The sequence below is a fragment of the Aliiroseovarius sp. xm-d-517 genome (genome assembly GCF_013283135.1).
In the GTDB taxonomy this organism is placed as follows: Bacteria; Pseudomonadota; Alphaproteobacteria; order Rhodobacterales; family Rhodobacteraceae; genus Aliiroseovarius; species Aliiroseovarius crassostreae.
The window spans coordinates 655,154-679,592 of the sequence record NZ_WBXT01000001.1; the positions used below are offsets into that span (position 1 = coordinate 655,154).

At 57.2% G+C, this 24,439-nt stretch carries 20 protein-coding genes and 1 pseudogene; 9 read left to right on the forward strand and 12 right to left on the reverse strand.

All coding sequences use genetic code 11. From position 1 onward, the window contains the following. Nucleotides 1–4: 4 nt before the first annotated feature. Nucleotides 5–3,463, forward strand: a complete 3,459-nt coding sequence (gene mfd / locus XMD517_RS03120) for a transcription-repair coupling factor (RefSeq protein ID WP_173487484.1) — start codon at nucleotides 5–7, stop codon at nucleotides 3,461–3,463. Between the two features lie 335 nt (nucleotides 3,464–3,798). On the opposite strand, the gene XMD517_RS03125 is transcribed toward mfd, so the two are convergent. From XMD517_RS03125 to XMD517_RS03135, 3 genes are all read right to left on the reverse strand, one after another. Continuing rightward, complete coding sequence (locus XMD517_RS03125) at nucleotides 3,799–5,016, reverse strand: multidrug effflux MFS transporter (protein WP_173487485.1); 1,218 nt, start codon at nucleotides 5,014–5,016, stop codon at nucleotides 3,799–3,801. Further along, complete coding sequence (locus tag XMD517_RS03130) at nucleotides 5,013–5,669, reverse strand: DsbA family oxidoreductase (protein WP_173487486.1); 657 nt, start codon at nucleotides 5,667–5,669, stop codon at nucleotides 5,013–5,015. Before XMD517_RS03130 ends, XMD517_RS03125 begins: the two co-directional genes overlap by 4 nt. A gap of 89 nt (nucleotides 5,670–5,758) precedes the next feature. Continuing rightward, the gene (locus XMD517_RS03135) at nucleotides 5,759–7,306 is read right to left on the reverse strand and encodes a class I adenylate-forming enzyme family protein (RefSeq protein WP_173487487.1); all 1,548 of its coding nucleotides are present in this window, start codon (nucleotides 7,304–7,306) and stop codon (nucleotides 5,759–5,761) included. Between the two features lie 64 nt (nucleotides 7,307–7,370). Here XMD517_RS03135 and XMD517_RS03140 point away from each other — a divergent pair, with 64 nt between their 5' ends. Then, nucleotides 7,371–7,997 carry a helix-turn-helix domain-containing protein gene (locus tag XMD517_RS03140; protein ID WP_055192243.1) on the forward strand — a complete coding sequence of 209 codons (627 nt, stop codon included), beginning with the start codon at nucleotides 7,371–7,373 and terminating at the stop codon, nucleotides 7,995–7,997. A 226-nt stretch (nucleotides 7,998–8,223) separates the two neighbouring features. Here XMD517_RS03140 and XMD517_RS03145 read toward each other — a convergent pair whose 3' ends face one another. Continuing rightward, on the reverse strand, nucleotides 8,224–10,041 hold the full coding sequence (locus XMD517_RS03145) for an extracellular solute-binding protein (RefSeq protein WP_173487488.1): 1,818 nt from the start codon (nucleotides 10,039–10,041) through the stop codon (nucleotides 8,224–8,226). A 375-nt stretch (nucleotides 10,042–10,416) separates the two neighbouring features. Between XMD517_RS03145 and XMD517_RS03150 the strand changes: the two genes are divergently transcribed. Continuing rightward, a complete protein-coding gene (locus XMD517_RS03150; protein WP_173487489.1) occupies nucleotides 10,417–11,202 on the forward strand; it encodes a 3-hydroxybutyrate dehydrogenase in 786 nt (261 codons plus the stop codon). A 39-nt stretch (nucleotides 11,203–11,241) separates the two neighbouring features. Here XMD517_RS03150 and XMD517_RS03155 read toward each other — a convergent pair whose 3' ends face one another. From XMD517_RS03155 to tnpA, 5 genes are all read right to left on the reverse strand, one after another. Further along, entirely contained in the window at nucleotides 11,242–11,865 is a 624-nt protein-coding gene (locus XMD517_RS03155; protein WP_173488093.1) for a LysE/ArgO family amino acid transporter, read from the reverse strand. Beyond that, complete coding sequence (locus XMD517_RS03160) at nucleotides 11,862–12,599, reverse strand: DUF502 domain-containing protein (protein WP_173487491.1); 738 nt, start codon at nucleotides 12,597–12,599, stop codon at nucleotides 11,862–11,864. Before XMD517_RS03160 ends, XMD517_RS03155 begins: the two co-directional genes overlap by 4 nt. 100 nt (nucleotides 12,600–12,699) lie before the next feature. Next, nucleotides 12,700–13,611 carry a pseudouridine-5'-phosphate glycosidase gene (locus XMD517_RS03165; RefSeq protein WP_173487492.1) on the reverse strand — a complete coding sequence of 304 codons (912 nt, stop codon included), beginning with the start codon at nucleotides 13,609–13,611 and terminating at the stop codon, nucleotides 12,700–12,702. Continuing rightward, nucleotides 13,611–14,498 (reverse strand): PfkB family carbohydrate kinase, encoded by an 888-nt coding sequence (locus XMD517_RS03170; protein WP_173487493.1) that lies wholly within the window; start codon nucleotides 14,496–14,498, stop codon nucleotides 13,611–13,613. Before XMD517_RS03170 ends, XMD517_RS03165 begins: the two co-directional genes overlap by 1 nt. Nucleotides 14,499–14,651: 153 nt before the next feature. Further along, on the reverse strand, nucleotides 14,652–15,068 hold the full coding sequence (gene tnpA, locus XMD517_RS03175) for an IS200/IS605 family transposase (RefSeq protein ID WP_173487494.1): 417 nt from the start codon (nucleotides 15,066–15,068) through the stop codon (nucleotides 14,652–14,654). A gap of 202 nt (nucleotides 15,069–15,270) precedes the next feature. Here tnpA and XMD517_RS03180 point away from each other — a divergent pair. From XMD517_RS03180 to tsf, 3 genes are all read left to right on the forward strand, one after another. Then, a protein-coding gene (locus XMD517_RS03180; protein WP_254449811.1) for an IS5 family transposase occupies nucleotides 15,271–16,040 on the forward strand; the annotation gives its coding sequence in 2 pieces (ribosomal slippage) (nucleotides 15,271–15,607 and nucleotides 15,607–16,040; 771 coding nt in all). Nucleotides 16,041–16,280: 240 nt separating this feature from the next. Beyond that, a complete protein-coding gene (gene rpsB / locus XMD517_RS03185; protein ID WP_173487495.1) occupies nucleotides 16,281–17,063 on the forward strand; it encodes a 30S ribosomal protein S2 in 783 nt (260 codons plus the stop codon). A 124-nt stretch (nucleotides 17,064–17,187) separates the two neighbouring features. Then, nucleotides 17,188–18,063, forward strand: coding sequence for a translation elongation factor Ts (tsf, locus tag XMD517_RS03190; RefSeq protein ID WP_173487496.1), 876 nt, complete (start codon nucleotides 17,188–17,190; stop codon nucleotides 18,061–18,063). Nucleotides 18,064–18,627: 564 nt separating this feature from the next. On the opposite strand, the gene XMD517_RS03195 is transcribed toward tsf, so the two are convergent. Next, the gene (locus tag XMD517_RS03195) at nucleotides 18,628–19,395 is read right to left on the reverse strand and encodes a LuxR family transcriptional regulator (RefSeq protein WP_173488334.1); all 768 of its coding nucleotides are present in this window, start codon (nucleotides 19,393–19,395) and stop codon (nucleotides 18,628–18,630) included. A gap of 3 nt (nucleotides 19,396–19,398) precedes the next feature. Beyond that, on the reverse strand, nucleotides 19,399–19,839 hold the full coding sequence (aroQ, locus tag XMD517_RS03200) for a type II 3-dehydroquinate dehydratase (RefSeq protein WP_173487498.1): 441 nt from the start codon (nucleotides 19,837–19,839) through the stop codon (nucleotides 19,399–19,401). A 219-nt stretch (nucleotides 19,840–20,058) separates the two neighbouring features. On the opposite strand from aroQ, the pseudogene XMD517_RS03205 reads away from it, so the two are divergent. After that, nucleotides 20,059–20,903, forward strand: a pseudogene (locus tag XMD517_RS03205) (helix-turn-helix domain-containing protein); the annotation flags it as partial. Between the two features lie 8 nt (nucleotides 20,904–20,911). Further along, the gene (locus XMD517_RS03210; protein ID WP_173488335.1) at nucleotides 20,912–22,552 is read left to right on the forward strand and encodes an Ig-like domain-containing protein; all 1,641 of its coding nucleotides are present in this window, start codon (nucleotides 20,912–20,914) and stop codon (nucleotides 22,550–22,552) included. Between the two features lies 1 nt (nucleotide 22,553). On the opposite strand, the gene XMD517_RS03215 is transcribed toward XMD517_RS03210, so the two are convergent. Further along, a protein-coding gene (locus XMD517_RS03215) for an IS3 family transposase (RefSeq protein ID WP_371732405.1) occupies nucleotides 22,554–23,707 on the reverse strand; the annotation gives its coding sequence in 2 pieces (ribosomal slippage) (nucleotides 22,554–23,440 and nucleotides 23,440–23,707; 1,155 coding nt in all). Nucleotides 23,708–23,834: 127 nt separating this feature from the next. Between XMD517_RS03215 and XMD517_RS03220 the strand changes: the two genes are divergently transcribed. Next, entirely contained in the window at nucleotides 23,835–23,993 is a 159-nt protein-coding gene (locus XMD517_RS03220; protein ID WP_173487158.1) for a hypothetical protein, read from the forward strand. Nucleotides 23,994–24,439: the final 446 nt, after the last annotated feature.

The following is a 24,439-nucleotide window of genomic DNA, read 5'->3' on the forward strand; positions in this document are numbered from 1 at the left end:
TTTCATGACACATGTTCTTCTGTCCGGGGCCCCCGAAGGCTTTGACGCCCAATTGGTGCTGAAAGAACTGGAGCGTTCCGGCAAACCGGTGCTGCATGTGGCGCGCGATGACAAGCGGATGGCGGCGATGCAGGCGGCGCTGTCTTTTTTTGCCCCCCATGTGACGGTGATCACCTTGCCCGGTTGGGATTGTCTGCCCTTTGATCGGGTGTCCCCCAACGCAGATGTGTCTGCCACGCGGATGGCCAGCCTGGCTGCGCTGGCCACCGGGGCCCTTCAGGGCCGGTTCGTGCTTCTCACCACTTTGAATGCAGCCATGCAACGGCTGCCTGCCCGTGACGTGCTGGCCGGAGCGAGCTTTTCTGCGCGGGTGGATTATCAGCTGGATATCGACCAGCTTCGACGTTTTCTGGTGCGCATGGGCTTCACCCAAAGCCCCACGGTGATGGAGCCGGGGGATTTTGCCGTGCGCGGCGGCATCATCGACATTTTCCCTCCGGGGGAAAGCGGACCGGTGCGGCTGGATATGTTTGGGGATGTTCTGGATGGTGTGCGCCGCTTTGACCCGGCCACCCAGCGCACAACCGAAAAACTGACCGGGATTGATCTTGCCCCTGTATCCGAAGTGTTGATGGATGAGGCCTCGATCACCCGGTTTCGGCAAAACTACCGGATTGAGTTCGGCGCAGCCGGCTCCGATGATCCCCTTTACGAGGCGGTCAGCGCCGGGCGCAAACATCAGGGTGTCGAACATTGGCTGCCCTTTTTTCACGAGCGCCTTGAGACCGTGTTTGACTATCTGCCAGAGGCCTCGGTGATGCTGGATGACCAGTTGACCCCGGCGCGTCTGGCGCGATGGGACGGGATTGTCGACCAGTATGAAACCCGCAAAATTGCCATGTCTGCAAAAAACCGGATGGATACGGTCTATAAGCCGTGCCCGCCGGGGCTTCTTTATCTTGATGATCCAGCCTGGGAAGAGGTCGTCAAAGACCGGCGGGTGGTGCAGTTCGCCGCTCTTCCGCAGGCCACAGGACCGGGTGTCGTGGATGGGAGCGGTCGGATCGGCCGCAATTTCGCCCCGGAGCGCCAACAGGAAAATGTCAATCTGTTTGAGGCTTTGACCAAGCATATTCGCGCGAAATCCACCACGCCAACCGTGGTGGCCAGCTATTCCGAAGGCGCACGGGAGCGGCTTCAGGGGCTTTTGGCGGATGAGGATCTGACAGGCACCACGCTGATCGACGATTTCCGCGATGTGCCGGACAGCGGCGCAGGTGTTTACCTTGCGGTCTGGCCGCTGGAACATGGGTTTGAAACACCTGATCTGACGGTGATCTCCGAACAGGATGTGCTGGGGGACCGGCTGATCCGCGCCCCAAAACGCAAGCGCCGGGCGGAAAACTTTCTGACCGAGGCAAACGCCCTGTCCGCCGGGGATCTGGTTGTGCATGTGGATCACGGGGTCGGCCTTTACAAGGGGCTTGAAACCATCACCGCGATGGGTGCCCCTCATGAATGTCTGCTGCTCGAATATGCGGGGGGGGACCGTCTGTTCCTGCCGGTTGAAAACATCGAGCTTTTGTCCAAATTCGGTCAGGACACCGGATTGCTGGACAAGCTGGGCGGCGGGGCATGGCAGGCGAAAAAGGCCAAGCTCAAGGAACGGATCCGGGAGATTGCCGACAAGCTGATCCGTCTGGCAGCAGAGCGCGAACTGCGCAAGGCGCCGGTGCTGGAAGCCCCGCACCATGCCTGGGAAGAATTTTCTGCCCGTTTCCCCTATCAGGAGACCGAAGACCAGCTTGCCGCCATCGAAGACGTGATCGAGGATATGGCGATGGGGCGCCCCATGGACCGGCTGATCTGTGGGGATGTGGGGTTTGGCAAGACCGAGGTGGCGATGCGTGCCGCATTTGTCGCCGCCATGTCCGGGCAACAGGTGGCCGTGATTGCCCCCACAACCCTGCTTGCCCGTCAGCATTACAAAAGCTTTTCCGAACGGTTCCGCGGTTTCCCGATCAATGTCGGGCAGCTTTCTCGCTTTGTCAGCGCGTCAGAGGCCAGGCGCACCCGTGAAGGCATGTCCCGTGGCACGATGGACATCGTCGTGGGCACCCATGCTCTGCTTGCCAAAGATGTGCGGTTTGAAAACCTTGGTCTGTTGGTGGTGGATGAAGAGCAACGCTTTGGCGTGAACCACAAGGAGCGCCTGAAAGAACTGCGCTCGGACGTGCATGTGCTGACCCTCAGCGCGACCCCAATCCCGCGCACCTTGCAGATGTCGCTTTCCGGTGTTCGGGATCTGTCGATTATCGGCACCCCGCCGGTGGACCGGCTGTCGATCCGCACCTATGTGTCTGAATTCGACAGCGTGACCCTGCGCGAAGCCCTTCTGCGCGAACATTACAGGGGCGGGCAGAGTTTCTTTGTTGTCCCGCGCATCAAGGACCTGCCAGAGATCGAGCAATTCTTGCAAAACCATGTGCCGGAAGTGAGCTTCGTGGTGGCGCATGGGCAGATGGCCTCGGGCGAGCTCGATGATCGGATGAATGCGTTTTATGATGGGAAATATGATGTCCTGCTGGCCACCACAATTGTGGAAAGCGGCATCGATATTCCGACCGCCAACACGATGATCATCCACCGGGCCGACATGTTTGGACTGGCCCAGCTTTACCAGATCCGGGGCAGGGTCGGGCGTTCGAAAACCCGCGCCTATGCCTATCTGACCACAAAACCGCGCAGCCCGTTGACCGCCACCGCGGAAAAACGTCTCAGGGTGCTGGGATCGCTGGATACTTTGGGGGCCGGGTTCACGCTGGCCTCACAGGATCTGGATATTCGCGGCGCGGGGAACCTTGTTGGCGAGGAGCAATCCGGGCAGATGCGGGAGGTGGGCTATGAGCTTTACCAGCAGATGCTGGAAGAGGCGATTGCCAAGATCAAATCCGGCCAGCTTGAGGGGCTTTCGGACAGTGATGGCACCTGGGCCCCGCAGATCAACCTCGGGGTGCCGGTTCTTATCCCGGACAATTATGTGCCCGATCTTGACGTCCGCCTTGGCCTCTATCGGCGCCTGTCTTCGCTGTCGACCAAGGTCGAGCTGGAAGGGTTTGCAGCGGAGCTGATCGACCGGTTTGGCCCGCTTCCGAAAGAAGTGAACACGCTGATGCTGGTGGTGCGGATCAAGGGCATGTGCAAACGGGCAGGGATTGCCAAGTTGGACGGCGGACCAAAAGGCGCAACCCTTCAGTTCCACAACGACAAATTTGCCAGTCCGAAAGGTCTGGTCGAGTTTATCCAGGCGCAGAACGGGTTGGCCAAGGTCAAGGACAACAAGATCGTGGTGCGGCGTGACTGGCGCAAGACCTCAGACAAGATCAAAGGCGCGTTTGCAATTGCGCAGGATCTGGCGATCAAGGTAAAAGAGGCGCAGAAACAGGCAGGAACAAAGCAATGATGCGCATCATTCCAGTTCTGATAGCTGCAATTTTGGGGTTTGGCGGGGCAGGCTATGCACAGGATGCGCCGCTTTCGACCACTCTGTCTCCGGCGGAGAGGCTGAACCAGCTGAGGCAGTCCCCCTTTCGCATTGCCCAAGCCTATGATTGCCGGAATGTCAGTTGCAAGAAACTGTCCAGCTGCGCTGAGGCCTGTTACAAACTGAAGGTCTGCGGGCAGAAAATCCGTGACAGAGACCGCGATGGGATACCTTGCGAAAACCTGTGTTCTCAACCCTGCCCATAGGCCGGCCATAGAAAGGGAACAAGCTTAGCCAACGCCTATCTGAACGGCTTAATCCGGGTTATGGCGGTCGATCTGGATCAATATCGCGCTGAGTGTGGAACAGATCACCACGCCGATGAGAAGCGGAATGGGGGTTCCGTTGAACGCCTGACCGATCGGTGCGGCAATCAGCACGGAAAGCATTGTCGGCACAGCGCCGATCACGGCAGCGGCCGTTCCCGCAACATGACCCAGCGGTTGCATGGCCAGCGCATTCAGATTGCCAAAGCTCAGACCATTTACAAAAAACAGCGTCGTGGACCAGCAGACGAACAGCCAAAGCGCCACGGGTCCGCCCGGCGCCATGATCGCCCAATATCCAAGCGTCATAGCTGCCAGAACGGCCTGGGCGGCAAATCCGATCAGCGCAAGGCGTCGCATTCCGATCCGCAGAACCAAGACCGAGTTAATCGCCCCGGACCCTGCCGACAGAATGGTCACCAGGGCAAAATAAAACGGAAAAGACGTGCCGGTCCCTAAAACATCGACAAAGATCTGCTGCGCTGAGCTCAAATAGGCCATCAACTGGGCAAAGGCCAGCAAGATCACCGTCATGTAAAGCAGGGTCACCTTGCTTTTGAAAACAATCACAAATGCTTCCAACACCGGGCGCAGGCGCAGCGGGCGTCGTTTCTCAACCGGGTGCGTTTCCGGTTGGCGAAGCAAGAACCAGCCAAGGATCACGAAGGCCACCAGCGCATAGGTGGTAAACAGGTGGCGCCAGCCAAACCCGAGGATGATCCATTGTCCCAGCATGGGTGCCACGGCGGGCACCAGCACGAAAAAGGTGAATGCCATTGAGTTCACCTTGGCCATGGTGCGCCCTTCATAAAGGTCACGCGTGAGCGCCATTGCATTGGTGCGCGGACCAGCAGCACCCAGCCCCTGCACAAAGCGCCAAAACAACAGCGCCTCGATGGATTGCGCGCTATAGGCAGCGGCTGAGGCCAGCATGTAAAGCACAAAGCCGGACCCCATGGAAAGCCGTCGCCCATAGGCATCGGACAGGGGGCCAAAGAACAATTGCCCCAGGCCAGCACCAACGACAAAGGCGACAATCACCAACTGCGCCCGGTTCACATTGTCCGGCACCATATGGGCGGCAATCTCGGGCAGCGCAGGCAGGATCGAGTCGATTGAAAAGGCCACCATCGAAAACAGCGCCGCAAGCAGGATGATGAACTCCCCCATCGGCAGCGGTTTTTGCGGTGTCGGGAGGATACTCACAGATCGCCCTCGGAAGGGGTGGAAAGCTGTTCCATCAGCTCATCAATCACCTGCATCCACAGCTCAGCCGGTTGCGCACCGGGCACCACATGCTGGTTGGCGATGACAAATGTGGGGACAGAATTCACCCCTTTGTGCCGCGCATCCGCGTCGCGTGCCGAAATGTCATCTGCATCCGCATCCGAGGCCAGCAGCCGCACAATCACATCGCGCTCCATTCCGATATCCGCGCCGAGATCCGCCAGAACCTCGGGGTCGCCAATGTCCATCCCCTCGACAAAATAGGCTTTGAACAGGCGATCGACCATGGCGTTCTGCTTTTCTTCCAGCGCCGCCCAATGGATCATCCGATGGGCATCAAGCGTGTTCGGGGTGCGTTCGATGGCGTCCAGATTGATCGACAGACCACTTGCCTCCGCCTCTTTCACCACTGGCAGGTAAGCCTGAACCGCGCCGTCCTTGCCGCCAAATTTCGCCCCAAGATAGCTGCGGCGATCCATGCCGGCTTTCGGCATCTCCGGGTTCAGCTGAAACGGGTGCCATTGGATCAGGAACGGATGATCCGGGCGCGCCTCTAGGGCGCGTTGCAGGCGTGTTTTGCCGATATAGCACCAGGGGCAAATCGGGTCTGAAAAAACATCAAGGCGGATCATGGCACTCTCCTTTTCACCCGTTGGACTTATCCCCTGCAGCGACCAAAGGAAAGGGTTCCGAAAGGGAGGTCGTGATACGACTTACCACGTCACCCCCTGTTACCTGCCTCAAACTCCTCTCGCAGGCGGGCGCGAAGGATCTTGTTGTTGGCCCCGCGCGGGATGGTATCAACGGGGATGAACAGGCGCGGGCATTTGTAATGCGCCAGCCGCGCATGGGCATGATCTGACAATAGTTTTTCGTCCACCACACCGTCCTCAGGCAGGTAGAAACAGGCGATCAGGGTGGCATCTGCCTTGATGGCGACCTCAGCACAGGCCGCTTCATGCACGCCGGGATGCAGCGCCATGGCGGCCTCGACCTCAATCGGAGAGACCCGAAAGCCACCTGCATTCATAATATCATCTGAGCGCCCTTCGAACCGGATCGCTCCGTCTTGCTCCATGACAACCGTGTCACCGGTCACAAACCACTCTCCCTGAAACCGAAGTTTCGTGGCCTCTTCTGCGCCGACATATCCCAACATCAGACCTGGATCCGTTTCATGCACCGCCATAATGCCCGCAACGCCACGGGGCACCGGCAGGCCGTCGTCGCCAAGAACCGCAACATGCCGCCCGGCCTGCGGATAGCCAAGCGTGCCTTTCGGGGCGGGATGCAGGGGGCTGCCGGAAATGAAGGTGGAGCATTCCGACATGCCATATGCCTCATAGATCTTCTTGCCGGTGCGCGCATTCCAATCCGCACGGGTGGTCGAGGGAAGTTTTTCGCCCGCTGACAGGCTGTGACGCAGCTGGGGCAGGTCAGGCAGGTCATGTTTCATCATCTGACGATAGACCCCCGGTGCGGCGGCAAAGATTGTGGCCTCATGACGGGCCAGAAGGGCGGTAATCTGCTCCGGTGTGCTGCCAGGGGCCGGGATCAGCGACGTGGCGCCAACCGTCCAGGGATCCATCAAGCCGGTGCCCAATGTATAGGTCCAATTGAAGGCGCCTGCATGCATCATTCGGTCATCTTGAGAAATGTCATACCAGCCATCCCACATCATCTGCCGGGCCCAGATCGCCCGATGTGCATGGGCCACGGCACGGGCCTGACCGGATGTGCCGGAAGTGAAGATGATATAAGCGGGGCGGTTCGGGTCTCCCATATGCGGACCTACCGGGGCAAGCCGGGTCATATCATGCAATTCCTGCACGGTCAGAACCGGCAAACTCTCTGTTTTTGGATCCTCTACTGGCAGGGCAATCCCTTCGGATGCGATGACAAGGCGGGGGGTCACCAGGGCGGCCATTTTGGTGATCTCAACCTCGGTCAGTTGGGACGAGGTGGGAACAGGCACAAGCCCGGCATGGATCGCAGCAAGATAGGCCAGCGGGAAATCCACCGTGTTTCCAAGCCGCAAAAGCACACGATCGCCGGGCTGCAGACCTTTGCGCAACAGCCCCGCAGCCACCCCTTCGACCGACCGCGCCAATTGGGCGTAGGTCCAGATCGTATCTTTGCCCTCTGCTGACACAACCGCCAGCGCAACCTTGTCCCCCATATCTTTCGCATGGCGCAACACATAGGCCGCCATATTGAACGGCGAAGGGGCAGGCGAGAGCGGGCGGGTCGGGTGGTGTTGTGACAGCATGTCCCACATCTGACAGTGGTTACAGGTGGTTGCAATAGGCGCAAAGGGGTGCCAATAGAAAAGAATGAGCGACAAATCGACCCCTAGCCTGATACAGCTTGCCCGCGAAAGCGGCGAAGAGAGCCAGGACCTGAGCCCCCTTAACCTGGGTGAACGTGTGCGCGATCTGCGTAAATCCCGCGGCTGGACGCTGGAGCAGGCGGCCGGGCAGGCCGGACTTGCCCGTTCCACCCTGTCCAAGATCGAAAACGGACAGATGTCACCGACCTATGAGGCGTTGAAAAAACTCGCGGTTGGGCTAGAGATTTCCGTGCCGCAATTGTTCACCGCGCCCAAGGCGGCCCATGTGTCAGGTCGCATGACCGTGACCAAATCGGGCGAAGGGGCTGCCCATCCGACCGCCACCTATGAGCACGAGCTGCTGGGCGGGGCATTGACCAAGAAAACCATGTTGCCCTACCGCGCCCGGGTGCGTGCCCGCAGTTTTGACGAATTTGACGGTTGGGTGCGCCATGACGGCGAGGAGTTTCTATACGTGCTGACCGGGGCGGTGCAGCTGCTGACCGAGTTTTACGAACCGGTGCAGATGAAACGTGGCGACAGTGCCTATTACGACGCCTCGATGGGCCATAATGTGATATCCATCAGTGAAGAAGATGCGACAATTCTCTGGGTGACATCCCTGGCTTAGCCGGATCAGGGGCGCTGCCCCTCGCGCTATGCGCTCACCCCGAGGTATTTTAAAGCGTTTCGGGATAAACTTGAGACACATGTTTATTCCGAAACGCCCACGACATTGAGATCTCTTACCGCGTTTCGGTTTCCCCCTGTATCAGGTTAAATCCGAAACGCTTTAGGCAAGAAAAAGGGGCCGGATCAGGCCCCTTTGGTGTTTCTGCTCCGAAAGAGCGGCATCTCTATTCCTCGTACCACCAGGTTTCTGGCTGGAACCCGAGATAGTCGCCATACATCTGGATCCGGTCCGGGAACTTCAACTCTTTCACATGTGCGATGTGAGACATGTTGTCATAACCCAGCGGGATCACGAAACGGCTTGCTGTCAGCACCCGGTCCAGAGCTTTTGTCGCCGCGAGAAAATCTTCCCGGCTCTCAGAAGTGAGCATCACGTCGATCAAACCATCAATGGCGGGGCTTTTCACCCCCATCCAATTGCGCGTTCCCGGCTTGTCCGCACTTTCACTTCCCCAATACAGACGCTGTTCATTGCCGGGGCTCAGAGACAGGCCGCGCCAGTAATAGGCCATATCAAAATCATAGGCGTTGGTGCGTTCCTTGTATTGGGCACTGTCCACCGATGTCACGGACGGCGTGATCCCCAGTCGTTTGAGGGCTTCGACAAAGATATCAATGGTCTGGCGCGTTTCGGTTGCGCCGTTTTTCAAAAGAATATCGAAGGTGAAGGCCGTTCCCTCTGCATTTTTCATCACCCCGTCCTGAACGGTCCAACCTGCCTCTTCCAGCAACGCCACGGCCCGTCGCAGCCCTTTGCGATTGCGTTCCGTTCCATCTGAAACGGGTAGGGTGTAGCCCTCAAGCGCGCCCTCTGGCAGGTCATCAAACTGAGACAGCAGTTCTTTGACACGGCCTTCGGCGGGCACACCAGGCGACATGCCCAGAACGGAATTGTGGAAATAGGACTGGATGCGCTTTCTGCCCCCGCCATAGAGGGATTGGTTGATGAACTCATAATTGAAGGCCTGGATCAGGGCTTCGCGCACGCGGATGTCCTGAAACACGGCACGGCGGGTGTTCATGACATAGCCTTTGATCCCGGTCGGGCGCTGATGCGGGATGTTGGAGAGAACGATATCACCCGACTGCACCGCGGGGAAATCGAACTGGGTGGCCCATCTTTGCGCATTGGTTTCTCGATAGGTCGTGGCCTCACCTGCCTTGAACGCTTCGAAAGTGACATCGCCATCGCCATAATAGTCGAAACGGATTTCATCGAGATTGGCCTGACCACGCATGAAAGGCACATCCTTGCCCCAGTAGTCCGGATTGCGTCTGAGGGTAAGGAACCGCCCCGGTTCGAACTCTCCGATCACATAGGGGGAGGAGCCAATTGGGACCAGGTCCACGCCGGAAGTATCAAATTCACGCCCTTCCCACTGAGCCTTTTTCAAAACCGGACGCAGCCCGAGCAGAAGCGGCAATTCACGATCCGCCTCGTGGAATGTGAACCGAACCGTTCGCGGCCCGGTCTTTTCGGAGCTTTTGATTTTTTTCCAGGCCCCAAGATAGCGTGGATCCCCTTTGGTCCCGACGGTTTCGAACGACCAGATCACATCCTCGACCGTGACCGGGGTCCCGTCAGAGAACCGCGCCTCCTCCCGCAAGGTAAATTCGACCCAGGATCGGGCCTCGTCGGTCTCAATCGATTCGGCCAACAGCCCGTAAAGCGAGAAAGGTTCATCCCAGCTGCGTCCCATCAGGGTTTCAAACAGCATGAAGCGCAGTTGCCAGGGGGCAGACCCTTTGCGAATCAGCGGGTGCAGCGAATCAAAGCTGCCAGCCTCGGCAAAAATGATCTTTCCCCCTTTCGGTGCATCTGGATTAACATGGGGGAGAGACACAAAATCCTGTGGGAGAGCCGGTGCGCCATACATAGCTATGCCATGTTGGGGCTCGGCCTGGATCTGATTTGCGCTCAAACAAACAACGGCCCCCATCGTGCAGGCAAGCCGCAGTTTTCGGAAATAATCTGATTTCATATGAGCAACAATCCTCGATCGACCTGTTTCAACTTGGAAAAACCCTAGCCCTGTCAAATAGTCTTTTCAAACTTTTAGCTTGGAACCCGATGAGTTAGGCGGTATAAAGTAATCACTGCTCGATAGGTTTCTTGCCTGTATGAAACCTGCCTCAATAACTTACGCCCGCCTCGTGCGGGCGTTTTTTTTATGGCTATTTTCCACTGGTCTTACGCAACGGATTTCACGTCGACGTCCGAAGAATCACCTTGGCCAGACATCGTTGAAAATGGGCAACTCGCGAATTTGGGGGGTGGGTAAAAAAGGGATGGTGCAGGTATCAGGGCGGGTTATGCTGCGACTGCAAAGCATACTGATATTGTGAAAGGGATTCCCATGGCCATCACCACATCACTTGAGGGCAAAACCGCTGTCATTACCGGGTCGAACTCCGGGATTGGTCTGGGCGTGGCGCAGGAACTGGCCCGGGCCGGGGCCAATGTGGTGCTGAATTCCTTTACCGACCGCGACGAGGACCACGCAATTGCCGCGGAGATCGCTGCGAAATTCGGTGTGATGGCGCGCTATATCAAAGCGGATATGTCAAATGGAGAGGAGTGTCGCGCGCTGATCGAAACAGCGGGGGCCTGCGATATCCTGATCAACAACGCGGGTATTCAACATGTCGCCCCGGTCGAGACCTTTCCGACGGAGAGATGGGATGCGATCATCGCCATCAACCTGAGCTCTGCCTTTCACACAACTGCGGCTGCGCTCCCTATGATGCGTAAGGCCGGATGGGGGCGGGTGGTCAATATTGCCTCGGCCCATGGATTGACCGCATCGCCCTATAAATCCGCCTATATTGCCGCCAAACATGGGGTGGTGGGCCTGACCAAAACCGTGGCGCTGGAAACGGCAGAGGATCCGATCACCTGCAACGCGATCTGCCCAGGTTATGTGCTGACCCCGCTGGTGGAAAGCCAGATCCCTGACCAGATGAAAACACATGGAATGGACCGCGATCAGGTCGTGCGCGAGGTGATGCTGGCCCGCCAGCCGTCAAAGGAGTTTGCCACGGTGGAACAGATGGGCGGCACAGCGGTATTTCTTTGTTCCGATGCTGCGGCGCAGATTACCGGCACCAGCATTTCCGTGGATGGTGGTTGGACGGCCCTCTAAGGCGAGCACCTCGTGCCCATCGCATCAATTGGAGCGGTTTCAGGAAATTGAACCGCTCCAGACACCATGGACCAGTCCAACGGCAATCATCCACATGGTCAGACCGATGCCAATGTCGAGCACACGCCAGGAAGACGGGCGCGTCATGATCGGGGCCAGAAGGCGGGCGCCGTATCCCAGCGAAAAGAAAAAGACGAAACTGGCACTCACTGCGCCCAGACCAAACAAAATACGCGCATTCCAATCCTCAAAACTGGTTGAGATCGCACCGATCAGGCCAAGCGTATCCAGATAGACATGCGGATTGAGCCAGGTGAAGGCAGCTGCAATTGCCAAGGTCGCCTTGAGCGAACGGGCACGTCCCGTCAGTTCCATCTCATACTGCCCTTTGAGGGCCGCGACAAAGCGCAGGACGCCATAGGTCATCAAAAACACGGCCCCCATCACCGCCATCAGGACCGGTAACATTGGCACGGCAGAGACGAGCGCCCCAAATCCCAACACTCCGGCAACGATCAACAGTGCATCTGACAATGCACAAAACAGAACCAGAGGAAACACATGGTTGCGCAGCAGCCCTTGCCGCAGGACAAAAGCGTTCTGCGCGCCAATTGCGAGGATCAACGAAAATCCCGTGAGAAAACCGGTAATAGCAGCCGTCATTTTCCGGTGATTTCAAGCGGTTGCGACGGGTCCTTCGGGTTCGGGTAGACAAGGCCCGCTGAAATGACCAGCTTGGCGCTGTCTTCCACCGTCATGTCCAACTCAACCACCGAATGGCGTGGCACGAACAAAAGAAACCCTGAGGTCGGGTTCGGCGTGGTGGGCAGAAAGACCGAAATAATGTCCTCATCCACCGGGATACGAGCGTCAATTTCGCCTTTGGCCTTGGTGGAGATGAAGGCAATCGCCCAGATCCCCTTGCGCGGATATTCAACCAGACAGGCCTTGTCGAACTTGGCTTCCGTCGACTGGTTGAACACGGTTTCTGCGATTTGTTTCAAACCATTATAGAGCGACCTGACCACAGGCATCCGGTCAACGATCCGCTCCCCCCAGGACAGAAAAGACCGGCCAATCAACCCCTTGGTGATCCAGCCGACAATCACCGTGAAGATCAGGAACACCACAACGCCAAGGCCGCGCACATTCACACGGACATCCTCACCAAACACCCAGCGGAACCATTCGCTATCGCCAAAAAACCGGTCGATCAGCGCGTCCGGGTGATAGGCTGCGGGCACAAAGGGAAGCACCCAGCTGTCAATCCAGCCCACGAAGGTCCAGATCAGCCACATCGTCACCGCAATCGGTGCAACGACAACCAGCCCCGCAAGGAAGTTGTTGCGAAGCCCGGTGAACAGGCGCCATTTGCTGCGGTGGTTGGGGTCGGTCATGCTGATCTCTTTACGTGTCGTCAGAGGAACTTAGGGTGTTTTCGGCGCGGGTCAATGGGGCAGGGGCGCGATTGCGCCCCAATGAGGGGGCGATCTGCCCTTATGTCAGTTTCGCAAAAGCCGCGGCAATTTCGGCAGCCAGGGCAGCGTTGTTCTTGACCAATGCAATATTGGCTTCAAGAGACCGGCCTTCCGTGGCTTTGAACATCGCATTCAGCAGGAAGGGCGTCACCTCTTTTGCGCTGACGCGTTCGATTTCGGATCGGACCAGCGCGTCTTCGATCACCGGCTGAATTTCCTCACGCGGAATTTCGGCCTCCTGCGGGATCGGATTGGCAATCAACTGCCCGCCCGGCAATCCCAGATCCCGGCGCATCTGTCCCGCACGGGCAATGTCTTTTGCACAATCCAGACGCAACGGCGAAGGCAGACCGGAGGAACGGGACCAAAAGGCTGGAAACTCGTCCTGACCATAGGTGATGACGGGAACCCCAAGGGTTTCAAGGACTTCCAGCGTCTTTGGAATGTCAAGAATGGCCTTTGCCCCTGCTGCAACCACCGTGACGGGGGTGGCGGAAAACTCACGCAGGTCAGCGGAGATATCAAAGGTCTCCTCAGCGCCGCGGTGGACGCCGCCAATGCCACCCGTGGCAAACACGCGAATACCCGCAAGATGGGCTGCGATCATCGTCGCCGCCACGGTGGTCGCCCCGTAACCGCCCATGGCCAGACAGACCGGCATATCAGCGCGACTGACCTTGGCGACGTTATCGGCTTGTGCCAGCTCCATCAGCTGATCGTCGGTCAGGCCGATATGCAACTTGCCATTCATCACCGCAATGGTGGCCGGGACGGCACCACCGGCCCGCACCACCGCTTCGACCTCGCGCGCGGTTTCGACATTTTGCGGATAGGGCATCCCGTGGGTGATGATTGTGCTTTCAAGCGCCACCACAGGGGTTCCGTGGGTCAGGGCTTGCGCCACGTCGGGTGCGTAGGTGAGATCAAACATCAGACGTCTTCTCCTGAGACATATTTGGCTGCGATTTTCTGTGCGGCATCAAGGGCGGCTGCGGGGGCGTGTCCTTCGCGCTCGGCGGCGATATGGGCGGCCATGAACGTGTCGCCGGCCCCGGTGATCCGGCGCACCCGGATTGCGGGGCAGGGGGCGGTGATCACACCACGGTCCATATGCCCTTCCGCCGCGAGATTGCCACCATCGGTGACGATGGCACGGGTTGCCCCGGCCTCAAGCAGGGCCTGCGCGCCCTGCGACGCGGTTGCCGGCGCACTATCGGTCAAGAGGCCCGCCTCTTCGCGGTTGACATAAAGCGTGACCCCGGGATGGGCCATCAGAGGGCGAAGACGCTTGGCCTTTCCGGGGCTTGCCGGGGCCACACGGAGATCGGCCTGTGCGAAACTGGATCGTGTGGCAATGTCTGACAAAAGATCAACGGTCAGGTTGCCATCCAGCGTGATGATCCCCTGATAAGGTGTGTCTTCCGACCCCAGGATACCGTTTTCCAATGGCGCCAGTATTGCATCCCCAGCTGCTTCCAGAGAATGGGCATCAGCCACGGCTGCCACCAGACCCGCGGGCCCCTCGATCGCCATATACCGGTCGGTTGGCAGATCATCGGGCCGGTATATATAATCGGTGACCATACCCAAGTTTGCAGCCTGGGCCAGCAGATCGTCCCCTTCGTGATCCCGGCCAATTGCGGTCATCAGCGCGGGCGTCAGGCCAAATCGGGCAAAGGTCATGGCGATATTCATCGCCACGCCCCCCGGCAGGCGCGAGATGCGCCCCGGTTGATCGGACCCGATCCGCATATCGATTGTCGTGCGTCCGATCACATCCCAAAGGACGGATCCGATACAAAGAATGTCATGTGTCATATTCTCTCTCTGCCGATGTTTGCGGTAAAGGACAAGATGGGAACCGGCGAAGGGGGGCGGAAATGACCTTGTGCAGAGTATCGTCCGATGACATTTCTTAGAAAACTAGAAAACTAGAAAACTAGAAAACTAGAAAACTAGAAAACTAAACGACTACCGACTGGCGTCGGTAGGATTTTCGATATGGTTTTCGAGATACTGAAGTACGACGTCTTCGGTAATGGCGCCGTTGGTGGTGGAAAAGTAGCCTCTCCCCCAAAACCGCCTGCCCCAGTAGCGCCGCTTCAGATGCGGGAATTCGCGCTGTACCTTATGCGACGACCGGCCCTTCATCTTGCGCATCAGGTCCGAAATGGCAATCTTCGGCGGCACCGACACGAACAGATGCACATGATCGGATGACAGTACCCCACGCAAGATGTCGACACCGTTCTCGGCGCAGACCTGCCGGACGATGTCACGCACTCGCAGCTGCACGTGGCCAACCAGCACCTTGTAGCGGTATTTGGTCGACCACACCAAGTGATAGCGGTGGTAATACACGCAGTGTTTGCCAGTGTCATATTGCATGATCTTATCCTCGGGAAAAATGAGCCGCCGGTGAGGCCATGGCTCATTTTTCCCGAGGATAAGATCATAACACGATTCTTTCGCGCTGAAGCGCACCCGTCTGGAAGACGGGGGGTCTGACCCAAGGCGTGGATACTAGGGTCAGGATGCATTGATTTTTGTCGCACGGCGTGATTCACAGTTCGGAAAACGGAGCGGTGACATGAGCGATCTTTACTGGTTGAACGAAGCGCAGATGGCCAAGCTGGCGCCTTTCTTCCCGAAGTCGCACGGCAAGCCACGTGTGGATGACAGGCGGGTGCTGTCTGGGATTATCTTCATAAACCGCAATGGGTTAAGGTGGCGGGATGCGCCAGAAGCCTATGGCCCTCACAAGACGCTCTACAGCCGCTGGAAGCGATGGAGCGAGAAAGGCATCTTCGCCCGGATGCTTTTGGAGCTGGCCGATCAGGGTGGCGAAACTGACACGCTGATGATTGACGCGACCCATCTCAAGACACACCGCACCGCCTCCAGCCTGGGCCTGAAAAAGGGGGGGCCAATCACAACCCCTGCCGCCTGATTGGTCGTACGAAGGGCGGAATGAACTCCAAGCTGCACGCCGTCACCGACGCGATGGGGCGGCCCTTGCGTCTGTTCCTGACGGCAGGCCAGCGCAGCGACTACATCGGCGCACGGGCTTTGCTGGATGCCCTGCCGCCCGCCAAACACCTGTTGGCGGATCGGGGCTACGATGCCGATTGGTATCGCCAAGCCCTTGAAAACAGGGGGATCAAGCCTTGTATACCATGTCGGAAGAACCGCAAGGTCCCGATCCCGCACGACGAGCTGCGCTATCGTAAACGCCACAAAATCGAGAACAGCTTCGCCCGCCTCAAGGATTGGCGACGCGTCGCGACGCGCTATGACAGGTGTCCGAAGGTCTTCCTGTCAGCATGCGCCCTCGCTGCTGTAGTCATCTTCTGGTTATGAATCCTGACCCTAGAAAACTAGAAAACTTGTATTCTGGTTTTCTGCCCGAAATATACCCCGATCCGGATCAAGGGGGTTGCCACCTGTCCATTCCCCCTATATACGCGCGCCTGTTAATCCACAGGCGGAATGCGGGCCTATGGGGGAGACATCCCCATAACGTCCACCGGTTGAGGGCTCCGAAAAGCAACGGACCTTCGAAACATTTCGCCGAGGTTGAAACCGGAAAAGGAAAAGAACATGGCACTGCCTGATTTCACTCTCCGTCAGCTGCTCGAAGCTGGCGTACACTTTGGTCACCAAACTCAGCGTTGGAACCCCCGTATGGGCCCGTTCATCTATGGTGAGCGCAACGGGATCCACATCCTCGACCTGACCCAAACCGTCCCGATGCTGGACGCCGCTCTGAACGCCGTGCGTGAAACCGTTGCCAAAGGTGGCCGGGTTCTGTTCGTCGGCACCAAGCGTCAGGCGTCGAAAGCGGTTGCAGAAGCAGCTGAGCGTTCGGCCCAGTATTACATGAACCACCGCTGGCTCGGTGGCACGCTGACCAACTGGCAGACCGTTTCCAAATCGATCCAGCGTCTGAAAGAGTTTGACGAGAAACTGGCTTCGGGCGCTGAAGGCCTGACCAAAAAGGAACGTCTGGGCATGGAACGCGAGCAGGCCAAACTGCAGGCCTCGCTGGGCGGCATCCGCGAAATGGGCGGTGTTCCGGATCTTCTGTTTGTCATCGACGTGAAAAAAGAAGCACTGGCGATTGCCGAGGCCAACAAGCTGGGCATCCCGGTTGTAGCCGTGGTCGACACCAACTGCCCGCCGGAAGGTGTGGATTACATCATCCCGGGCAATGACGACGCAGCCCGCGCGATCGCTCTTTACACCGACCTGGCTGCCCGCGCAGCTCTGGACGGCATGTCGGCCCAGATGGGTGCAGCAGGTATCGACCTGGGCGAGCTGGAAGACGGCATGACCGAAGAAGCCGTGGCTGAAGAAGCCACCGCCGAGGCCGCTGACGCCTAAGCACGATTGGAAGACGGGCAGGGGACACCCTGCCTGTCTCATCGTTTGGCATCCAAGACTGATGTCACAGAATTGATACCGGCTTGGGCTAGGACCCGGCCGAAGATCCTCAAGGAGAGTTAAGATGGCAATCACTGCTGCACTCGTAAAAGAACTGCGCGAATCCACCGGCGTTGGCATGATGGACGCGAAAAAAGCCCTGGTCGAAAACGACGGTGACATGGAAGCCGCTCAGGACTGGCTGCGCACCAAGGGTCTGGCCAAAGCTGCCAAGAAGGCCGACCGGACCGCTGCTGAAGGCCTCGTGGCCGTGGCTGTGGACGGTGGCAAAGGTGTTGCCGTTGAAGTGAACTCGGAAACCGACTTTGTCGCCAAGAACGCTGAATTCCAAACCATGGTTTCCGGCATTGCAGGTGCTGCGCTGAACGTTGCAGACTTGGAAGCGCTGAAAGCTGCTGATCTGGGTGGCAAATCTGTTGCTGATATCATCACCGACAAAATCGCCACTATCGGCGAAAACATGTCGCTGCGTCGTATGGCATCGGTCGAAGGTGATGTCGTGGCCTCGTATGTCCACAATGCTGCTGCGGACGGCATGGGCAAAATTGGCGTTCTGGTTGCGCTGAAAGGTGGCGACGAAGCATTCGGTAAGCAGGTTGCCATGCACATTGCGGCCGCCAACCCGCAGGCGCTGAACGAAGCTGAGCTGGACGCCGCTGTTGTTGAAAAAGAACGCACCATCCTGACCGAGCAAGCCCGTGAAAGCGGCAAGCCCGAAAACATCATTGAAAACATGATCAAGGGTCGGATGAAGAAATTCCTCGCCGAGGTGACACTGGTGGGCCAGGACTTCGTTCTGAACCCCGACGTCACTGTTGAGCAGGCTGCCAAGGATGCCGGTGCTGAAATCGTCGGTTATGTCCGTATGGAAGTTGGCGACGGTATCGAAAAAGAAGAAACCGACTTTGCTGCTGAGGTTGCTGCTGCCGTTAAGGGCTAAGCCGACGCAAGGGCAGGGTATCTGCCAAGAAAATTGAAAAGGGGTCGGTCATCCGGCCCCTTTTTTCGTGTTGGAGGAATACCCGGCCAATAAGGCATTTTGGAATAGACATGTTTTCCCGCTTCCGCAGAACGCTTTAGTAGGTTTGCATGGCGGAAAAGAAACGCGGCGCTGACGGGGAATGTCAGCGCCGCAAACATACCGCGGGACAGCGGTGATGCTATTCTGGGTAAGAGGGCGTCTGGTGCCTCCGGTAAAAATCCTCCTTCGACACCAGCCCTCGGTTTCCCGAAAGAATGAAACGGTTGCTGAAATTACAGCGCGTCCACCCCTCTATGTTCCAAAGGCTAAAGCCACCACTCACGTAACGTGTTCAGTATCGGAATTTTAGGATTATTTTAAAAGTCCGGTATTCCTTACCGTAATTTTACGTATAAGAAACAATAAAGCGTTTTTTCTTATTGTTGGATCATATCAACATGTAAAAACGCCCATGTCTTCTCGATGTTTCGTGCGTTTTGAGAACATGCTGTGATTCAACCTAATCTCAAAACGCTTTAGGATCTATTTTGAGTTTTCTTCGCCACCAGCGACAACATAGATCTGATTGAAAAATGACGCCTTGGCGACCGCCTGTGCCGTTGTGTCCACGCCAAGTTTTTCACGGGCAATGCGAAGATGTTTTTCAATGGTGGCAGGCGACACATTCATAATGATCGCAATTTCGACATTTGTCTTGCCATCCGACACCCATTCCAAGGCTTCCCTTTGACGCGCTGTCAGAGTTTGTCTTTGAGTTTCAATGGGTAACGAGATTATCTTAAGGTGCGTTACATTGGCGAACACCTCAATATCCCGACCATGTTCCGCCCAGATTTTATCTGCATCATCCTGCGTCAGACCAGTCTTTGCAGTGGCGGCAATCACTCCGCGCGTCCGCGAAAAGGCGGTTGGAAATGACAGGGTGTATCCGGCGGTTATGTCCATACGGCGATTGACATCAAGCACCTTTTGCTGCCGCTCTCCCATCAAATCCGAATGTTCTGCAATCCAGCGCCAGGAACAGGCTCCTGTATTGTTAGACGCCCAGAGAGCCATGGGAGAATGCAGATACATCTCATCATCGGTGTAGGCTTTGAGATACTCAGGATCGTGGTTGGACAGCAAAAGGATGTCTTCTCGTGGCCCGAAATTTTTCGGTGAGAAAAACCGAGAATAGCCGTAAATGATCCGGTCAAACCCATATGATGCAAAGGTTTCTCTTTGAATCTGCCAGACATCCTGCAGCGAAACGCTATTGCAGACATCATGAAGGAGATCCGAAAACCTCATGGGTCAGCTCTTTTTCAGATGTGCCAAAAGTGCATCAATCGCAAGGGGATAGCCATCGGAGCCAAACCCGCAAATCACCCCGATCGCGGCCTTGGCGATATAGGAGACATGACGAAATTCCTCGCGCGCATGCACATTGGACAGGTGCAATTCGATCACCGGCAGTTCGGTCGAGAAAATGGCGTCCATCAGCGCGATCGAACTATGGGTGTAGGCGCCAGCATTCAAAACGATCCCATCATGGACACCTTTGGCGGCATGGATGGAGTCGATCAAGGCACCTTCATGATTGGATTGCAGGCAACAGCATTCGGCGCCGCGCGTCTTTGCATGGCTCACGCATTTCGCTTCGATATCCGCAAGCGTTTCCGACCCGTAAATCTCCGGCTGTCGCGTACCCAGCAAGTTCAGGTTAGGCCCGTTAAGCACCAAAATAGATGGCATTTCTCATATCCCTTGTTCCATGCCAACTTAGTCACCTCTATAATGCTTTGTCGAGGACAGTTAGGAGCAAGCCAGTCCTTTTCCACACTCAATTCAGCCATATACTTTACATAATATTGATTATGCGACTTTTGGGATGTAGCCGCAAAGCTAAAATGTCACCCGTGAGCAATTCAGGAATGTCACTCTACCCTCAAAAATCATTGAGGGTGAGCGGATATGGGATGGGTGGTTATGAGCGAGCGCGAGTTGAACCGCGTGGAAGTGCTGGTGCAGGTCGATGATGGTCGGCTGAGCGTCGACAACGCGGCGAACATGTTAGGCCTGACGCGTCGGCAGATATTCCGGCTTTTAAAGCGGTATCGTCAGGACGGCGCGTCGGCGATCCGGCATAAATCTCGTGGTCGCGCGCCGAACAACCAAATCCACGCAGCCAAACGCGACTATACGCTGAGCGTCATCAAGGAGCAATATCCTGACTTCGGCCCGACCTTGGCAGCTGAGATGCTGGCCGAACATCACGGGTTCAAAGTCTCGCGCGAGACGGTGCGCAAATGGATGCAGGAAGATGGGATTTGGTTGTCCCGCAAGCAACGCCGGACGTTCCACCAGCCACGGCTCCGCCGTGAGTGCTATGGCGAACTGATCCAGATCGACGGATCGGATCACAGATGGTTCGAAGACCGGGGCGATCCCTGCACCTGAAGCATGGACGTCCGGTGGCCTTCTACAGCGACAAGTACACGGTGTTTCGGGTTCCAAAGCCCAACGAGCACATGACAGGCATGACGCAATTCGGGCGTGCCCTAGCCGAGCTGAACATCGAGACCATCTGCGCCAATTCTTCGCAAGCCAAAGGCCGCGTCGAGCGTGCAAACCGCACCTTACAAGATCGCCTGGTCAAGGAACTGCGCATCGCAGGCATCTCAAACATGGAAGACGGCAACGCGTTCCTTGAGGGGTTCGTGAAGCACTATTCGGTCCGACTTTGTCATGCTCGCCAACGAGTGCTGGCCTCAATGCCACCATCACCTGTTCCGGAAGCTATCTTACAACAGCATCAGATACAGTGGTGACCGCGGCGGGAACCATTACGCTGACGACTGGAAGCTCGGTTACCTTGTATTACAATGTCTCCGCAGCAGACTCGCAGCCGAACACACCCTATTTCAACCCGGGCCCCGCGCCCACCACTGCAACCAATGGCAACAGTGTCACACTGGCATTGGTAACACCCTCTGGCATTACGCCGACGTTATCCAGCAATACCCCCTCGGTCTGCACGGCATCTGGTTTGACCCTTAATATGGTTGGCCTCGGAACCTGTACGGCCATTGCAACCGGACCTGAATCACTGCCGTTTTACACAGAAGGCACCCTGAACATTTCAATTACGGTCACAGATAGCGAACCTCCCGTTATTACACCACCTGCAGATCAGAGCTTTTCCACCGATCCAGGCCTGACTACGGCAACGCGCGATGTGACATCGCTTGGATCGGTCACGGACAATGTGGATAGCGGCTTGGCCATCACCTACAAGGTGGGAAGCACAACCCTGACTGGGCCCTACGCCTTCCCGCTGGGGGTCACCACCGTGACCATGGACGCCAGCGACACTGCCGGAAACGCGGCGGTTCAGCAAAGCTTTACCGTGACCGTGACCGATAGCGAACCGCCAACGGTTGGTATCACCGGCGCGCCGGGCGACTTCATCGGCACGGCGCTCTTCAACCTGACGATCACGTTTTCTGAACCGGTGTCAGGTTTCGCCACCGGAGATATCTCGCTTAGGAATGCCAATGTTGTGACGTTGACCGGGTCCGGCACCACCTACGCGGCGCAGCTGAAAGCAACCGGGGCTGGGGATGTAACCGTTCAGGTGCCCGCTGGTGCGGCGCAGGATGCGGCGGGCAATGGCAACCTGGCCTCGGAGGTGGTGACAATCAAAAATCTGAACGTCGAAGAGACACAGAAGAAGATTGCCCAGTTCATGTACGACCGCTCCAATCAGCTGATCGCCAACCAGCCCGATCTGACCTGCTTCCTGTCAGGAGGCTGCGGCAATGGCGGGATCAACGTCACCTCAACCCGCAACAAGCTGGCCTTCGACTTGAAATCAGGGGCGGGCTGGCCAGTCTGGTTCCGGGTTGGCGGATCAAAATCAACCAGTGGCACCGCCGAGGACACCTATCTGTTCGGTGCCTTCGGAACACATCGATATGTCGGAGCGAATACCTTGGTGGGGATGATGCTCGAGGTGGACCATATCGACCGTTCCGAGGGCACAGGGGAGATCGGCGGCACCGGCTGGCTGGCGGGCCCCTATGTGGTGACGCGCCTGCCAGACCAGCCGCTGTTCTTTGAGGCAAGGGCGCTGTGGGGTCGTTCCAATAATACGATCCGCCCGTTTGGCACCCATGAGGATGCGTTTGAAACCCACCGCTTTCTGGCCCATCTGAAACTCTCCGGGCAGGTTACGCTGAACGATCTGACCCTGATGCCTCACCTGACCGGCAGCTATGCCAAAGACACCCAGCTGACCTATGTGGATGGCTTGGGCAATACAGTTCCCGAACAAGGTGTTGACGTCCGGCAGGTGGCCTTTGGTCTGGACTTCTCCAAACCCGTATCCGGCGCGACACGGGACTGGATGTTTGGCGGCGGGGTCTCTGTGAGCTACTCCCCGAAGTTTGGACAGTGTCGGGCGTAAGTTAAGCTACTCTCTGCTCCTGCTGATCGGGTTTGGTTTTGTTTTTTCTCAGCCAATAGACCACGGCTGGGGGTTTGCCGCCAAGGGCGGAATGGGGGCGCTTGCGGTTGTAGAACTCGATCCACTTACCGACGCCGGCTTTCGCCTCTGATCCGGTTTCCCAGGCGTGCAGATAGACGCACTCGTATTTCATGCTCCGCCAGAGGCGTTCCACGAAGATGTTGTCGAGGAAGCGCCCTTTGCCGTCCATCGATATGCGGACACCTGATCGCCGCAAGCTGTCGGTCCAGGCGCAGGACGTGAACTGGCTGCCCTGGTCGGTGTTCATGATCTCGGGTGGGCCAAACCTGGCGATGGCCTCGTTCAACGCTTCGACGCAGAAGTCCGCCTCCAGTGTGTTCGATATGCGCCAGGCCAACACCTTGCGGGTGTGCCAGTCGATGATCGCCACCAGATACAGGAACCCGCGCCGCATCGGCAGGTAGGTGATGTCTGCTGCCCAGACCTGATTGGGCCGACCCACTCGCAAAGCTCGCAGCAGATAAGGATATGTCTTGTGCCCCTTCGCTGCCTTGCTGGTGTTGGGTTTCTGGTAGATCGGCATCAGGCCCATCAGCCGCATGAGCCGCCGGATGCGCTTCTCGTTCACCAGATGGCCCTCATTGCGCAGGTGCCAGGTCATCTGCCGGACACCAAAGAACGGCGTTTCCAGGAACTGCTCGTCGATCTGACGCATCAGCATCAGATTCAGCGCCGTCTCGCCCTTGGGCTGGTAGTAGAACGACGAGCGCGAGATCGACAGCAGCTTGCACTGCCTGCCGATGGACAGGTCGGGATTGGCAGGCTCAACCATCTTCCGTCTCACTTGCCGATCCACGGCTTGAGCTTTCGTGACAAAAAATCGTTGGCCACGGCCAGCTCCCCGATCTTCGCGTGCAGTTCCTTGACCTGCTCCTCGTCAATCTCAGGGGCTTTCTTGCCGCCGCGCTCAAAGACGCCGGACGCACCTTCCAAGAGCGCCCGCTTCCAACTGTGGATCATCGTCGGGTGGACGCCAAACCGGCTCGCCAACTCAGCGACCGTCTGTTCACCCTTCAGCGCCTCAAGCGCCACCTTCGCCTTGAATTCCGGCGAATGGTTCTTCCGTTTCGACATCTCTGATCTCCTTCTCATCGAAGACCAGCAGACAACAAATCGTAGCTTACGTCAGTGTCCGAATGTCAGGGGGTAGCTCACTGCAATCCATTCCAGTAGCTCCGGGTCGGGCTTTGCCCAGAACGTCGTGCCAGAAACCGACGGCACCCGCGCGCGCGTCAAACTGTCAGCCTCCACCGTTCTAAACAACGGCGCACAGTTTGACATCAGCGGGTATTACGACGGGATCGGGCTTGATGACTATGAAAGCTATGGCCTCGAAATGGGCCTGAACTGGAAGTTCTAAAACTGATGGGGGCCACAGGAAGGCCCCCACTTGCCCACAAGGTTTAGCTCTCATTAAGGGGGGATGTAGTGCTGTAGAAGACCATCCTACCCTCTTTTGAGTGTTGCTGTCATGCGTTTCCAATGCAACATCGGACACAATGTGCTCATTACGACCATTCTCTGCAGGTTTGGTGAAAGGCGGCTTTTCGATAGCTCAGCGAAAAAATTATGGCTTCTAGTGTCTCAGAAATTCAAAACACTAAATAGCTGATTTGCTTAAGTATACATCTCACCATTTAGGTGATCCGACACGTGTGTCGGGGTGCGTAAATGGTGAACCTTATGAATGAGATTCATTTCCTCTTCAATTCTGTGACTCGCTTCCAAGCACCCGACGTCAAGAAGAATGCCCTAGCCCCATCTATTCCACTTTCTCGGGAAACCCCGCGCGGTTCTCGATGACGG